At 36.4% G+C, this 15532-nt stretch carries 12 protein-coding genes and 1 pseudogene; 4 read left to right on the forward strand and 9 right to left on the reverse strand.

The window, feature by feature from the left end; all coding sequences use genetic code 11:
• Positions 1 to 13: 13 nt before the first annotated feature.
• From ACEPXG_RS16915 to ACEPXG_RS16935, 5 genes are all read right to left on the reverse strand, one after another.
• Entirely contained in the window at positions 14 to 775 is a 762-nt protein-coding gene (locus ACEPXG_RS16915) for an ABC transporter ATP-binding protein (RefSeq protein ID WP_391204950.1), read from the reverse strand.
• Positions 772 to 1725 carry an iron chelate uptake ABC transporter family permease subunit gene (locus tag ACEPXG_RS16920; protein WP_391204953.1) on the reverse strand — a complete coding sequence of 318 codons (954 nt, stop codon included), beginning with the start codon at positions 1723 to 1725 and terminating at the stop codon, positions 772 to 774. The genes ACEPXG_RS16915 and ACEPXG_RS16920 overlap by 4 nt, the downstream gene beginning before the upstream one ends.
• On the reverse strand, positions 1718 to 2668 hold the full coding sequence (locus ACEPXG_RS16925) for an ABC transporter permease (protein ID WP_391204956.1): 951 nt from the start codon (positions 2666 to 2668) through the stop codon (positions 1718 to 1720). The genes ACEPXG_RS16920 and ACEPXG_RS16925 overlap by 8 nt, the downstream gene beginning before the upstream one ends.
• 260 nt (positions 2669 to 2928) lie before the next feature.
• Complete coding sequence (locus tag ACEPXG_RS16930) at positions 2929 to 3771, reverse strand: DUF6612 family protein (protein ID WP_391204958.1); 843 nt, start codon at positions 3769 to 3771, stop codon at positions 2929 to 2931.
• Positions 3772 to 3844: 73 nt separating this feature from the next.
• Entirely contained in the window at positions 3845 to 5332 is a 1488-nt protein-coding gene (locus tag ACEPXG_RS16935) for a peptide MFS transporter (protein WP_391204961.1), read from the reverse strand.
• Between the two features lie 416 nt (positions 5333 to 5748).
• Here ACEPXG_RS16935 and ACEPXG_RS16940 point away from each other — a divergent pair, with 416 nt between their 5' ends.
• A complete protein-coding gene (locus tag ACEPXG_RS16940; RefSeq protein ID WP_391204964.1) occupies positions 5749 to 7467 on the forward strand; it encodes an ABC transporter ATP-binding protein in 1719 nt (572 codons plus the stop codon).
• A 222-nt stretch (positions 7468 to 7689) separates the two neighbouring features.
• Here the strand turns inward: ACEPXG_RS16940 and hflX are convergent, their stop codons facing one another.
• The gene (gene hflX, locus ACEPXG_RS16945; protein ID WP_391204967.1) at positions 7690 to 8961 is read right to left on the reverse strand and encodes a GTPase HflX; all 1272 of its coding nucleotides are present in this window, start codon (positions 8959 to 8961) and stop codon (positions 7690 to 7692) included.
• 14 nt (positions 8962 to 8975) lie between these two features.
• Positions 8976 to 9719 carry a VOC family protein gene (locus tag ACEPXG_RS16950; RefSeq protein ID WP_391204970.1) on the reverse strand — a complete coding sequence of 248 codons (744 nt, stop codon included), beginning with the start codon at positions 9717 to 9719 and terminating at the stop codon, positions 8976 to 8978.
• Positions 9720 to 10210: 491 nt separating this feature from the next.
• Between ACEPXG_RS16950 and nhaC the strand changes: the two genes are divergently transcribed.
• From nhaC to ACEPXG_RS16965, 3 genes are all read left to right on the forward strand, one after another.
• Positions 10211 to 11596, forward strand: a complete 1386-nt coding sequence (gene nhaC / locus ACEPXG_RS16955) for a Na+/H+ antiporter NhaC (protein ID WP_391204972.1) — start codon at positions 10211 to 10213, stop codon at positions 11594 to 11596.
• A gap of 174 nt (positions 11597 to 11770) precedes the next feature.
• Positions 11771 to 12931, forward strand: a complete 1161-nt coding sequence (locus ACEPXG_RS16960) for a class I SAM-dependent methyltransferase (RefSeq protein ID WP_391204975.1) — start codon at positions 11771 to 11773, stop codon at positions 12929 to 12931.
• Positions 12932 to 13070: 139 nt separating this feature from the next.
• Positions 13071 to 13334: a hypothetical protein gene (locus tag ACEPXG_RS16965; protein ID WP_391204978.1), complete on the forward strand. Its 264-nt coding sequence runs from the start codon at positions 13071 to 13073 to the stop codon at positions 13332 to 13334.
• 33 nt (positions 13335 to 13367) lie between these two features.
• Here ACEPXG_RS16965 and ACEPXG_RS16970 read toward each other — a convergent pair whose 3' ends face one another.
• Complete coding sequence (locus ACEPXG_RS16970; RefSeq protein WP_391204979.1) at positions 13368 to 14675, reverse strand: ABC transporter permease; 1308 nt, start codon at positions 14673 to 14675, stop codon at positions 13368 to 13370.
• Positions 14665 to 15363: pseudogene (locus ACEPXG_RS16975) on the reverse strand (ABC transporter ATP-binding protein). The gene ACEPXG_RS16970 and the pseudogene ACEPXG_RS16975 overlap by 11 nt, the downstream one beginning before the upstream one ends.
• Between the last annotated feature and the right edge of the window lie 169 nt (positions 15364 to 15532).

The raw sequence follows: 15532 nt of genomic DNA on the forward strand, positions 1-15532 counted from the left end.
AAAATCTCCTTTTTTATGAATTAAAATATACACAAATGCGACAGCTTTCCATTTCTTGAATTGGAATATCCATGTCATAGATCTCTTTTAAAGCAACCGAATTTATGATTTCATTGGTTGGACCATCTTTGATCACACGTCCGTCTTTCAACGCAACAATATAATCCGAATATACAGATGCAAAGTTAATGTCGTGCAATACAATTACAACCGTTTTACCAAGATCTGTTACAAGCTTTCGAAGAATTTTCATAATTTGAACAGAATGCTTCATATCCAAATTATTTAAAGGTTCATCTAATAAAATATATTCTGTGTCTTGAGCAATAACCATCGCAATGAAAGCACGCTGACGTTGACCACCAGAAAGCTCATCTAAGTAGCTATTTTCTAAATCAGCTAAGTTCATGTACTCAATTGCTTGGTCAACCATTTTAATATCTTCTGCATTTAAACGTCCTTTGGAATAAGGAAAACGTCCAAACGAAACTAACTCACGAATAGTTAAACGTACATTCATATAGTTCGATTGTTTCAAAATGGATACGCGTTTGGAGAAGTCGTTGGATTTCCATTTACGTACATCTGATTTATCTAGTAAGACCTCACCCGTGTCCGCATCTAACAAACGACTCACCATTGACAAAAGTGTTGATTTCCCAGCTCCATTCGGACCAATAAACGAAGTAATCTTTCCGGACTGAATATTTACACTAACATTGTCCACTACAGGCTTTTTAGCAAAATATTTGGTTACCCCTTTTAATTGGATCATGTTGTAGCTCGACTCTCCTTTAATAACAAGTAGATGAAGTAAATTCCACCGAGAAAGTTAATAATTACGCTCAATGTAGTATCGAACGTGAAAATTCTTTCAACAATCCACTGTCCACCGATTAATGCAACTAGGCTCATTAAACTGGCTCCTATAATTAGTACCGAATGCTTGTATGTGTTAAAAAACTGATACGATAAATTCGCAACGATTAAGCCAAAAAATGTTATTGGCCCAACAAGCGCTGTAGAAGTAGCGATTAAAACCGCTGACAACACTAGCATGCTTTTGACGATCTTATCGTAATCCACCCCAAGATTAATGGCATTATCACGTCCTAGAGATAGTACATCCAACTCTCTAATGGTACGCCAACCGTAAAGGATGCTTAAGACTATAATTATCATCGCGAGCCATACTAGATCTGCGTTTACATTGTTAAAGCTCGCAAACATTTTATTTTGTAAGCTTGTAAACTCATTCGGATCAATGAGTACCTGAAGGAAAGTTGTAATACTTCCCAAAAATGTCCCAATGATAATCCCAACTAGAAGCAAGAAATAGATTGGACGTTTGCCAGCGTTAAACAAAAAGCGATAAAGTAAAAGTGCAAATACAATCATCGCTATAATAGAAATAAAGAAATTATAATTTTTGTTAATGACTAAAATCGACATGGAACCAAAGAAATAATAAATAAATGTCTGCACCAACAAATAGAGCGAATCGAGCCCCATTACACTTGGCGTTAAAATGCGATTATGTGTAATTGTTTGAAAAATCACTGTGGAATAGGCAATCGCTACACCTGTAAGAGCCATCGCTAATACTTTAATAGCACGACGCGGTAGCGCATAATCATAATTCCCATTCAATCCTTGAAATAAGTACAATGCTACACAGACTAAGACCAATGATAGCAATAAGATCATTTTTGTGCTGTTACGCATATGCTTTCCCCCTAAACAATAAGAATAGGAAGATGGCGCTTCCGATTACACCAACTGTCATACTAATCGGAATTTCGTAAGGGAAAATTAACACCCGCCCTAAAATGTCGCATATCAACAAGAATATAACTCCAAGCAATGCCGTATGTGGTAATGTCTTTTCTAAATGATCGCCTTTAAATATAGATACAATATTCGGAATGATTAAACCTAAAAATGGAATCATTCCAACTGTTAAGACAACCGTAGTCGAGATTAAAGCGACTAATACCAAACCTAAGTTCATAACTCTTTTGTAAGATAAACCGAGATTTTTTGCAAAATCCTCACCCATCCCAGCAACAGTAAAACGATTAGCATAAAAATAGGCAATTATTAATACAGGTACACTTATGTACAATAATTCATATCTGCCTTTCAAGATCAAGGAAAAGTCCCCTTGTAGCCAGACAGTAATATTTTGAACAATGTTTGATTTGTAAGCAAAAAACGTGGTAATCGAAGACAAAATGTTTCCGAACATTAGACCAACAAGTGGAATAAAGATGGCATCTTTAAACTTTATTCGATTAAGTATTTGCATAAACAGCAATGTACCAGCTAAAGCGAAGATAAATGCAAAAGTGAGCTTCTGCATATAGGTCGCATTTGTAAATACGATCATCGAGATTAATATTCCTAAGCGAGTAGCATCTAGCGTTCCTGCCGTTGTTGGAGATACGAACTTATTTCTACTTAAACTCTGCATGATTAACCCTGCAATACTCATCCCTGCTCCTGCAAGAATAATGGCGATAAGTCTCGGTATACGGCTAATCAAAAATATTTGCGTCTTTTGCGAAGTAAAATCTAACAAATCCATTGGTGAAATTCTCGTAACACCAACAAAAAGAGATAAGAGAGAAAGCGCGACTAATGCAATTGCAAGATATCTTTTTTTCATAATTATCCTCATCATTCTATTTGTGAAAGAAATGATAGTGAAAATCATTATCATTTAATCACAAGTTTTATTATAGCATCTTGGGTTTACAAGTCAACCATTAATGAAAATGATTTTCAATTGATGATATATATGTAATTTTGTCCACTTATATTCCAGTAATTTACCTTACTATAAGAATGCATTTAAAACAAAAAGACTGCTTACAACTGTCGATTTTTCACGACAATTACAGCAGTCTTTTTTGGCAATTAAGTTAATCAGATGGAAGTAGCACTATCAATAACCTCTTGTGGAATAACAATTTCTTTCATCTTATTAAAGTTGGAGAAGTCAGATTTAACATTTTGTTTCATATTCATCTTTTCTCCATCAATCGTCATATCCATATCTAGAACCATATCTACTTTATTTGTTTGGAATGATTTCTTATCGATGTGAATTAAGTAGTTTATGGAGTTAATGGTCATATCCATTTTTACATCTTCCCCACCGAAACTTTGAAGCGCTTCATTTACTTGCGCTTTTACCAATTCTGTAAACTTTTCTCCAGAGGCTTGTAATGAAAGGATATAGTTATCATTGTCTTGCTCGAATGTGAAATCCCCTAAAAAGCTTTTAATTATTTTCAGTTGGTTTGACGGATTTGATTGATCTGTTACATTCATCAGTTGATCCATCATTTCTTTCGGGAACTTCATCCATTGACCCGATGTTGCTTCATACATATAGAAAGCATCTTTTGTAATATAACTTTCTAATTCAATATCTTGTGCTTCCAAACTCTTATCATCCGACTGCATGCTTGTCGTCCCGGTTTGATGAATCTGCATCGGATCTACTATATAATCCATCTCCAAAACAGAACTAACATCCAAATTCATATCTTGAGCAGGCAAATGCATCGTTTGCTTCATATCTATTTTTGCTTTCACACTTTTCAGTTCTTCTGATACTTTTAGTGACTTATTATACACTTCTTGAAGTGTTAACTTACTCGTCTCCGTTACATCTTTATCTTTTACCGGGGCAGCCGTCTCATTACATGCTGCTAAACCTAATGCTAATGTGGCTACAGCTAATAGTGTGGTCCATTTCTTCATCTCGTTTATCATCCCTTCTTTTCAGATAATAACTTTACGAGGAAGACTACGGAAAGGTTTCATTTATTTTCTATTATCTTACTCCACGCATATATTTTTGGATTAGCGGAGTGAAAAAGTACAATAATAATCCTAGAACAAGCGCGAGAACTCCGATTATTCCAAAATACACAATCTCATTTTCAGGTGTATATAGTTTTACCACTTGCGCATTGATTGCTTGAGCAGATGCATTCGTTAAAAACCATAAACTCATTGTTTGCGCCGCAAAAGCAGCAGGTGCAAGTTTGGTCGTTGCTGATAAACCAACTGGAGAAAGCAATAATTCACCAAGAACAACTAAGAAGAAACTCAATACTAGCCAAAATGGGTTAACAAGCGATTCTGTTCCATTTATATATGCAGGGATGATCATAACAATAAAGGACATCCCAGCAAAAAATAAACCATACGCAAACTTTCTAGGTGTAGATGGCTGTCTATCGCCTAATTTCACCCAAAGCCAAGCAAAAACTGGTGCAAGTGCAATGACGAAAAGAGGATTCAACGATTGGAACCATGCAGGTGAAATCTTATATGAACCAATCATTAAATTTACTCGTTCATCCGCATATAGAGCTAAAATATTTGATCCTTGTTCTTGAATTGCCCAGAACATCATAGCCGCAACAAATAGTGGAATATACGCAAGTAATCTCGACTTTTCATCTGCAGAAGTTTTCCCACTTCTATACATCACAATAAAATAAAGCGTTGGTATAACAATACCTAAAATAGACACCGTCATCGTAAAAACATCGATTGTCATAACGCCCTGTTGGACTAAGATGAATCCAACTATTAATACTAATAGGATAGCAAGACCGATTCGCGTCAGAACTTTCTTTCGTTCTTCTTTAGACATTGGGTTTGGTACATACGAGCCTGCTAATCCAAGGTACTTTTTCTTTGTAAACATAAAAACAATTAATCCAAGAGCCATGCCTATTGCTGCAATTCCAAATCCTAAATGGAAATTGTATTCAAGACCAATTGTTCCAACGATTAAAGGTGCTATAAAAGCCCCTGCATTAATACCCATATAAAAAATACTGAAGCCTGAATCACGACGTACATCATCTTCTGAATACAAATCTCCAATAATGCTTGAAATATTCGGTTTTAACAGACCAGTTCCAATTATGATTAAAGCCATAGAAATAAATAATGGTGTCATACCACCAGGAAATGCCAATACAATATGCCCACACATAATAAGGAGACCACCGACAAATACTGTTTTAATATTTCCGAAAATTCTATCCGCAATCCAGCCTCCAATTATTCCAGACATATAAACAAGAGAGCCGTATACAGCCAAGATCGAATTGGCAGTGGTTTTATCAATTCCTAAACCACCTTGCGTCACTTCGTAATACATATAGTAGATTAAAATAGCTCGCATTCCATAATAGGAAAACCGCTCCCAAAACTCCGTGAAAAATAACGATAGTAAGCCTTTCGGGTGACCGAAAAATCCTTTTTGCGGCACCGATTGTACTATTTCTTCTTTTGTTGCCATACTACTACCTCTTTTCTTTTTTAGAAAAGCACAAGGCGACAGATTAACTGTGACGAGCTTGTGCTAAAGCAATTAATGCCTTGAGCCTAGGCTTTAATAAGAAACATGCTATATATTTCCCTCTTTCTCCTGTCAAAAAACATTAACTTAATATTTCAGTATTTTCAACTAGTAAACACAGGACTATAAGTATTTTTTTTTCAAAAAAGGAACAATGAGCTATTTTGTTTAATTAATACCACCATCCAATGCTTCAGTAAATTAAGCCCATTACGCAAGTCAACTAGTCATTATTTCAAGAATTCTACAATATCTTATTTCCTGATGGACGTAAATACATATAATTGAATTCATTATATTTAGACTTCCGACATTTTTCTGTATAATAGTCTTGATAAAGGAGAGGGGTAGATTTTGTGCTAAAGAAGTTTTTTTCATATTATAAGCCACATAAGCGATTATTCATCATCGACTTTAGTAGCGCAGTATTCGTTGCAATACTAGAGCTAGCGTTTCCTGTAGCAGTTCAATGGTTTATCGATAAATTGTTACCAACTGGTGATTGGAATATGATTGTTAAGATTGGAATTTTGCTTTTATTGGTCTATATTTTGAGTACTTTCCTCAATTATGTCGTGAGTTATTTAGGACATAAACTTGGCATTAATATCGAAACCGATATGAGACAGCAATTATTCAATCATGTACAGAGACAATCATTTCGTTTTTTTGATAATACAAAAACTGGTCATATAATGAGTCGCATTACGAATGACTTATTTGATATTGGCGAGCTTGCACATCATGGTCCAGAGGATTTATTCATCGCAATCATGACACTAATCGGTGCATTTATTATTATGTTCAATATCAACCCCGAGCTCGCGCTAATTTCAATTATTATGGTACCGTTCCTAGCGATTGTTGCAATATACGGAAATATTATGATGAATAAAGCATGGAAAAACATGTATGGTAAAATTGCAGACGTCAATGCTCGAGTTGAAGATAGTGTATCCGGCGTGCGAGTGGTGCAATCATTTACAAACGAAAATTTTGAAATTGCTCGTTTCCAAAAAGATAATGGACAATTCCGTTTAGCCAAGCTAGTAGCTTATAAGGTAATGGCCAGAACGCATTCGAGTATTTATATGATGACTCGCCTTGTAACATTGGTCGTGCTTGTAGTGGGAGCATGGTTTACAGTTAAAGGGAAACTGACAACCGGCGAGCTTGTAAGTTTTATCCTTTATGTTAATGTGTTAATAAAACCGGTCGATAAAATTACAGCTCTTCTCGAGTTGTATCCGAAAGGCATGGCAGGATTTAAACGATTTTTGGATCTTATGGAGCAGGATCCTGAGATTAAAGATCGCCCAAATGCTTTGAAAGTATCTCACTTAAATGGTGATATTGAATTCGAGAATGTAGGCTTTGGATATGATGATCATAGGTCTGTCTTAGATAATATTAACTTATCCGTAAAAGCTGGAGAAACTGTTGCATTCGTTGGTCCATCAGGTGCTGGGAAAACGACTATCTGCTCGCTAATCCCGCGTTTTTATGATGTGAATACTGGCGCTATATTGATTGATGGATTAAATATTCAAGACATTGCCATGGAGTCTTTACGCTCGCAAATTGGGATTGTGCAGCAAGACGTATTCTTATTCACTGGGACAATTCGCGAAAATATTGCATATGGGAAAAAGGATGCTCCTGAAGAAGAAATTCAAGATGCAGCGAAAAAAGCGCATTTAGAAAGCTTCATCGCAGCGCTCCCAGAAGGTTACGATACACAAATCGGCGAACGAGGTCTTAAACTATCTGGCGGACAAAAACAACGTTTAGCGATTGCTCGCATGTTCTTGAAAAATCCACCAATATTAATTTTGGACGAGGCTACTTCCGCGCTTGATACAGAAACAGAGAAGATTATTCAACAATCCTTAATGGAGCTTGCAGAAAATCGTACCACTCTTATTATTGCACATAGGCTAGCAACTATTCGTGATGCAAACCGAGTAATTGTAGTAACCGAAGATGGTATTGCAGAAGACGGAACCTATAATGATTTAGTGGAGCAAGATGGCATTTTCGCTAGATTGCATAATATACAGTTTCAGGAAGTTTAACGAGTAAAAGCTGCTCCGCATAGTGCGTGGAGCAGCTTTTTATTTGGTTTTGTTTCAGGTGTAGGCTTGACGCTCTCGTATCGGCCGGGAGTTCTCTCGTTATTGGTGGTGAGTGCTCTCATGCGAGGCCTTCTCGCTCTCGCAACGGAATTTACTGCAAATAATAAAGGACTATGAAAACAGTCGAAAGTCCATTTTCTACTGTTTCCGTAGCCGAGTTAGTTATTTATCAAATATAAACTTTTGAAAACGATCATAATCAGCTTTTTTTAATTCGACTTTAACAAGCGTACCTTCTTCTTCATACGAAGTTGATTTAACGGATGCATGTTCATTCAGATAGGATACGATATCTCCTCGATCAAAAGGTACAAGCATTGAGCAGCTTACAAAATCGGAGAAAATATGATTTTTGATGATTTCTAACAATTCATCTAATCCCGCACCTTCTTTTGCAGAAATCCATATATTATCTCCTGAAACGTATGGATACTTCATTTCCGCAAGGTCTGATTTATTGTAAACAAAAATAGTAGGGACATCTTTTACTCCAACAGCGAGCAGGGTTTCATTTGTAACATCTATCATGTAACGGTGTTCATCGTTGGAAACGTCTACTACATGTAGAAGTAAATTTGCATCACGTGCTTCTTCTAAGGTTGAGCGGAATGCCTTCACCAGATGATGTGGAAGCTTACTAACGAATCCTACAGTATCTGTTAGTAAAAACTCTTTTTGGTCAGATAATTTTATTTGTCTAACAGAAGTTTCTAGTGTTGCGAATAGCATGTCCTTTTCAAATACTTGCTTCGATTCTTCTTGTCCCACTTTATTGAGCAGTTGGTTCATTATTGTCGATTTACCAGCATTCGTATATCCTACTAAAGATACGACCGGAATGGCATTTTTCTTTCGTTGCTTTCTTTGAGTTTCTCGTTGATCTTTTACATGTTCAAGCTCTCGTTTTAACTTAGCAATTTGGTCTTCAATTTTACGTCTATCTAGTTCTAGCTTCGTTTCCCCTGCACCACGGTTTTTGAATCCGCCGCCTGTCCCTCCTCCTTGTCGACCTAGTGAAGCACGAAGACCAACTAGTCGAGGCAACATGTATTGAAGCTGCGCTAATTCTACTTGCATTTGGGCTTCGTTCGATTTTGCTCGTCGTGCGAAAATATCTAAAATAAGCATCGTTCGATCTATTACTTTGCAATCTAAGTCTCTTTCTAAATTTCGAATTTGGGATGGTGACAATTCGTCATTAAAAATAACTAGATTTGCACCAGCTTCTTCGTAGAAACTTTTTATTTCTTCTACTTTTCCAGTCCCAACATAGTGGGATGAGGTTACTCTATTTAAATTTTGCGTTACTTCCCCAACAACTTCTACATTTAACGCTTCTGCTAAGTTGTGTAATTCCTCTAATCCATATTCAAAATGCTCATCATGCTTCAGATTAACCGCAACAACGACTGCCTTTTCTTTTAATTCATCCAAAATACTTCCCCCTCTTAACGAAAACGATAAGTTGCTTGTTCATATATAATATCTTCTTTTATATCCGAAGCCCTAATTTGAATACTTGCAATTCTTTCTTTCGTTCCATTTTCTAACTTTTTGAATACCAATTGTGTATTTGATAAAAGCAATGTCTTTTCATCTTGTTCTTTTAAATCAAAATATTTTTTCCACTTATCCATTACTTCCCTTGGTTTGCCCACATGAAACTCACACGTAGTAATAGACAGTTCTAAATTGCTACCATCTATTGTGCCATCGTCTTGAAGCAATTGGTAGCGTTCTTTATCACTTTCTTCCCACTCAATAAAGAATGGAGTTGGGAGCGCATCATTTATTTCTTCTTTTACAAAAAGCATTTTCCACTTACGCACTAAGCCACTTGTCGTTTTTCTCTCAGCATGGAAAACTCCGGACGTTTCTATACCTTTTTCTTCGAGTTGCAGGCATAGTTCGTCAATTGTCGAAGTACGGATACATATTGTCCCAAAACCCGGTCCAGTTTTCAAATCATATAGAAATAAATTGATTAATGGATGATTGGCTTTCAATGCAACTGCTTCATGCTCTAGTGCGAGCCATTCAATATAGCTATTTTTTGTATACAGAAGGGCATTATACGTACCCCAGTGCATATGCTGACCTCCAACAACTGCGTGAAATCCTTTTGCGCACCAATACTCTGCTACTTCTTTTGGTGTTTTCGTTACATGATGAACAATATGATCTAAATACATGTATGCACCTCTTTTCATCTCTTATTATGGATGATTTTTCATGAAACAAAAAGAGGTGACGTTGAAGAGCCGCCACATCTTTTGACAATTTCCCGGGAAATGTGTCGATTACATGTTACACTTTTGTTTTTTCTTTCGACATTTCCCGTAGAAGGAACTTTTGAACTTTACCGGATGCCGTCATAGGATAGGAATCGACAAATTCAATATATTTTGGTATTTTATGATGCGATATTTTCCTTTGCAACTCTGACAGGTGTATGTAATCGCCAACCTGCTGTCCGTAGTTAACTACATTCTTATGCGTCAGAGATAGCCCATTTGAATGTTAGTCCCTTTCATTTTATTCTATCACAAAATTCTGATGAGATAGTCTTTTTCATTACCAATTGACAGTCGGTAAATACATGGTAAAATCCTAATTACTTTAGTGCTTCGAAGCGTTGAATCACGAAAGTAAAATAAAAGAGTAATACTTGGAGGGATTTACAATGTTTCGTATTCGATCGACGATAACTCCTCCATTTATGGAGGCAGTATTGCTTATTTTGACGATTATCACCATAATGGCAGTTTGTATTATTAAATTTGATGCCGTTCCACATATGCCTATCTTGCTAGCTATTTTACTACTTATCACGTATGGTCTATGTAAAAAAGTGCCTTACAAAAAATTAGAAGAAGGTCTTGTAGAAGGATCGAAAGCAGGACTTGGCGCAATTTTCATCTTTTTCTTTATTGGGATTCTAATTAGTAGTTGGATGATGGGTGGAACGATTCCGACACTTATATACCTAGGGTTTCAATTTATTTCTCCACACTTTTTCTATGCAATCGCATTTCTTGTCACTTGTGTTATTGGATTATCCATCGGGAGTTCCTTAACAACTGTCGCAACAGTAGGTGTTGCATTCGTTGGGATGGCTAGTGCTATGGATATTTCTTTAGCCATTACTGCTGGCGCCATTGTGTCGGGTGCTTTTTTCGGGGATAAAATGTCTCCGTTATCCGATACGACAAATCTTGCATCAGCAATTGTACATGTAGATTTATTTGAACATATTCGAAATATGGGTTGGACGACCATTCCAGCATTTTTCATTTCGCTTGTTGGATATGGTATTTTATCACCTGATAACGAAACCCAAAAGCTTGACCAAATCAATACCTTTCAAGAAGGACTCCTACAAACAGGGATGATCCATTGGTATACATTACTACCACTTGCATTACTCGTCGTACTTTCTTTTAAAAAGGTACCTGCTATTATGGCGCTTGCTTTAACTTCCATTGCAGGCATACTCGTTTCTTATTTCCATCACCATTTTGCCTTTGGAGAAGTATTAAACATTTTATTTAGCGGCTACATATCTAATACAGGGATTGAAGTAATTGATTCCCTTCTCTCACGTGGTGGAATGAATAGTATGATGTTCACTATATCCCTTGTACTACTTGCTTTAAGCATGGGCGGCCTTTTATTTACACTTGGTATCGTGCAAAGCTTGTTGATGAAAGTGGAGAGTTTATTAAAGAGTGTCGGTGCTGTGATTACTGCAGCTGCGTTTACTGCAATAGGCGTGAACACATTAATAGGTGAGCAGTATTTATCGATTTTATTGACAGGAGAAACGTTTCAAGCACAATTTCAAAAAGTCGGTCTAGCAAATAAAAACTTAGCCCGCGTGATGGAAGATGCAGGTACAGTCGTTAATCCCCTTATCCCATGGAGTGTCTGCGGCATATTTATCACGAAAGTACTAGCTGTACCAACGATTGACTATTTGCCATTCGCCTTTTTCTGCTTACTTAGTCCGATACTTACTATTTTGTTTGGTTGGACAGGTAAAACATTAACTTATATTAAGGAGAAATAGGTTCCTTTTTTTGTATTTTCCAACTAAACGTTCTGTTTTTCCAACTAAATCTATCATTTTTCCAACTAAACTAACTAAGATTCCAACTAAGACTTCGCTTTTTCCAACTAACCTAGAATCTTGAAGTTGTGATACACTATTTTCAAGTATCTTACGAAAAAGAAGGCGAATTTTATGGAATTTCAAGAAATGAAAGAATATATGATCCAACAAATTTTAAATAAGCAGTTGATTGCTGCAACCATCAGTCAACCACGTGCAAAGTCTAACGAAGTAAAGCGTGTGAAACTAAAACCACTAGAAATAAAAAATATGTATCATATCCAAATTGAATATCAATACGAACGTATTTTAAAACATGAAAATATTCCATTAGAAGACTTTGCAGAGTCACTTGAAAACCTATTTGACCAATTCCGTCAAATGCATGCAGATTTCACAGCAGAAAAAGTACAAGTTCAGCTTTCTAAGAAAAACAAAGTAATATGGAAATCGGAGAAAATGGAATCTGTAAAAACAGTGAACTTATCACATAATCGCAAGAAAAATTATCTTTTAGATGAGGATACTCCCTATCCTTTTCTTATTCGTTTAGGAGTGCAAACAGCTGAAGGGAAAGTTAAAAAGCAAAAGTATGATAAATTCAAGCAAATAAATCGCTTTGTGGAGTTTATTGACGATGCACTTGCCCACTTACCAAAAGATAAACCTGTACGAATTCTTGATTTCGGATCCGGGAAATCATATTTAACCTTTGCGCTTTATCATTATTTAAAAATTGAAAAGGGTCTTGATATTAGAGTAACCGGCCTTGATTTGAAAAAAGAAGTCATTGAGGAATGTGCCAAAATTGCAGATGATTTAGGCTATGATCAACTGGAATTTTTGGTTGGAGATATTAACGATTACAATGATGAATCGGCTGTGGATATGGTTGTCACGCTGCATGCTTGTGATGTCGCAACAGATATGGCTCTAGCACGCGCCGTGAAATGGGGAGCAAGTGTCATATTAAGCGTTCCCTGCTGCCAGCACGAACTAAATACACAACTAAACGCACCATGGCTCGACATCATGTTAAAACATGGCCTTATTAAAGAGCGTTTTTCAGCACTTGCAACAGACTCCATTCGAGCAGAAATTCTAAATATGGTTGGTTATGAAGCGCAGCTAGTGGAGTTTATCGACTTGGAAAATACTCCGAAGAATATACTCATACGTGCTTACAAAACCGGGAAAAAGTCATCAGAAGAACAATTCAAAAGCTATAAACAGTTCACACAAATGCTAAACGCAGAGCCATTTTTGGAGAATGAACTAAGAGAATATCTATAAGAGTGCCTGTTTCTTGCAATATTATTCATGTGAGAAACAGGTGTTTTTGTATCAAGTGACTTCTCGTTTCAATACCACATAATAATTTCACTAAATTATTTAGTTCTCAAATATACTTTTAAAACAGGAGTTGAACATATTGAAAGAACCGACATTGAAAAAAGTAGCATATGGTGCTGCGATGGCTATTGCTATCATCTTAGTTCATTTTATCAATTCAAGAATATACACACTGCCTCCAATTTTCGCAATATTTTTAGCAATATTCTTCACCTACTTAGGCATTTCTGTCATAAAAAAATACGACAAGTTCGATCAGAAAATCTCAAGAACCAAATATAATCTATTTAACGCACTAGTTGTGTTTGTTCTCTTCATTGCTTATTATACAATTGCAAAATAAAAGGTCGTCTCCAATTGCGGGACGACCTTTGTCTTACAATTCTTGTCTCAATGCCTGAATCACATCAATTTTCGTTGCTTTTCTTGCTGGTCTCCACCCAGACACCATTGCCACTCCTATACTAATAACAGATGCGATAACGACAAGTTGCCAAGGTATTAGTGAGAATTTAATGGATAAATCTTGGAACTTATCCTCACCTAGTGCTGCTCCAACGACCATCGGTAATATCCAGTTCGCCAGGAAACTTACCGCATATGAAATAATCACTGCAAGAATGGTACCAATAATACCAATCCACGCACTTTCCATTAAGAACAATCGCTGAATCAGTTTCGGACTAGCTCCTATTGCTTTCATAACACCAATTTCACGAGTTCTTTCGGTTACGGCCATCGTCATTGTATTAAAGATACCAATCGATGAAATTAACACGGCAATCGTCCCTACAAATATTAAACCAATTTTAAATGCCATGAAAAAGACATCTAATTGCTCTAGTTGTTCTGATACCGAATAGACGCTATAGCCCATTTTCTTTAACTCTTCTGTCACTGATTTCACGTGCTCTAAGCTAGACGTATAGATTTTTGTTTGCGTATAAAACAAATCCGACTCTATTGTTGCTTCTTCTGCATTGGCAACATACATTTCCTTAAGCTTATCTTTCCATGATTCATCCAATAACACATTTGTATCGACTATCCAATCTTTTGCCGGTTTTTCAGTTACCCCTACAATGGTAAAATTCCATTTCTCGGGAAACGCTTCTTCTGCATCATATGACTTAATTGCCATTGTAATTGTTTTTCCGATTAAGGAATCCTTGTAACCTCCCTTTGGTTTGGTTGTTTCTTCCGTACCTTGGCTTTGCTCCATTTCTTTACGTTCAGCATCATTTAATAAATTCTGTGCAAACTGATACCCTACAACTATTTCATTTTCCTTAGTAGGCATCTTTCCTTCTGACAACTTAAGATTCGACTTTTTTTCTTCCTCAAAATTTGTGAGTAGCATATTTGTTTCTATGGAACGATCTTCTATCTGAGAAAATGCAAGTGCATCCATGCGAGTTCTTTGAACGATTGCATGCACATGCTCTATCCCTTTAATTTTAGGAATATCAAGTGATTCACCTTCATTTTGATACACTTCCACTTCTGTAATCGCTTGATCCTCTAATATTTCTTTACGCATCGTATCTTGAATGCCAAACCCAATGGAAGCAAGAACGATTAGAAATGCACAGCCCATCGTTGCAGCGAGTACAGTCATAAATACACGGAGTTTATTCTTTTTAATGTGTTGACGTACAAAATCGACTTGATCTTTAAATAGCATGAATTGTATCTCCCTTCACTAATTCGCCGTCACGCATTCTAAATTTACGATGCGCAATGCTAGCCACTTCCTCATCATGGGTAATCATTACAAATGTGACACCCAGTGTTTGATTAAGTTCTTGGATTAAGAATAAAATATCTTGCTCCGTTTCTGAATCTAAGCTCCCAGTTGGTTCATCTGCAAAAATAATTGGTGGATTTGTAATAAGCGCACGAGCAATACTAACTCGCTGTTGCTGTCCACCTGATAATTCGTTTGGATAATGATCTGCTACTCCCTCCAGCCCTACTTTTTGCATAAGTTGATTTACATTTGATGATCTATTCTTAGAAGATATTCCCTTTAATTTCAGTGGTAATTCCACGTTTTCAAATGCAGTTAATCCTGGCATCAATTGAAAGTTTTGAAAAATGAAGCCAAAATTGTTTATTCAAAAATGTGCTCTCTCTGTTTCATTCAAGTAAGCCGTTTCCTGTCCATTAACAGTGATGGAGCCATTTTCTGGACTCATAAAACCCGCTATTGTATGTAGTAATGTAGATTTACCAGATCCACTTTTGCCAACAATCGCAACGATTTCACCCTTCTCTACTTCAAATGATAATCCTTTTAATACCGGGACTTTCTTTTCCTTCCCTTTTTTTCCTATTAGAAATGTATGATTGACGTCCTGTACTTGTATCATTTACTTTCTCCTTCCGTTTTGCTACTTTCACAGTGTACCGATAGTTTCTTAACATTTAGGAAGGATAATAATGAAGAATTTCTTAAGAAAAAAAGTATTTTATTATAATCAAACTTTCCGCAACAGTCGCCCGTCTAATAATTGATACGTAATCGCGATACGGGAAAAG

It is taken from the genome of Psychrobacillus sp. L4 (genome assembly GCF_042944905.1).
GTDB lineage: Bacteria > Bacillota > Bacilli > Bacillales_A > Planococcaceae > Psychrobacillus.

Bases quoted from the DNA above. Each gene is read 5' to 3' on its own strand.
- ACEPXG_RS16915 (WP_391204950.1), bottom strand. From the start codon at position 775: ATGATCCAATTAAAAGGGGTAACCAAATATTTTGCTAAAAAGCCTGTA.
- ACEPXG_RS16920 (WP_391204953.1), bottom strand. From the start codon at position 1,725: ATGCGTAACAGCACAAAAATGATCTTATTGCTATCATTGGTCTTAGTC.
- ACEPXG_RS16925 (WP_391204956.1), bottom strand. From the start codon at position 2,668: ATGAAAAAAAGATATCTTGCAATTGCATTAGTCGCGCTTTCTCTCTTA.
- ACEPXG_RS16930 (WP_391204958.1), bottom strand. From the start codon at position 3,771: ATGAAGAAATGGACCACACTATTAGCTGTAGCCACATTAGCATTAGGT.
- ACEPXG_RS16935 (WP_391204961.1), bottom strand. From the start codon at position 5,332: ATGGCAACAAAAGAAGAAATAGTACAATCGGTGCCGCAAAAAGGATTT.
- ACEPXG_RS16950 (WP_391204970.1), bottom strand. From the start codon at position 9,719: ATGTATTTAGATCATATTGTTCATCATGTAACGAAAACACCAAAAGAA.
- nhaC (WP_391204972.1), top strand. From the start codon at position 10,211: ATGTTTCGTATTCGATCGACGATAACTCCTCCATTTATGGAGGCAGTA.
- ACEPXG_RS16960 (WP_391204975.1), top strand. From the start codon at position 11,771: ATGGAATTTCAAGAAATGAAAGAATATATGATCCAACAAATTTTAAAT.
- ACEPXG_RS16970 (WP_391204979.1), bottom strand. From the start codon at position 14,675: ATGCTATTTAAAGATCAAGTCGATTTTGTACGTCAACACATTAAAAAG.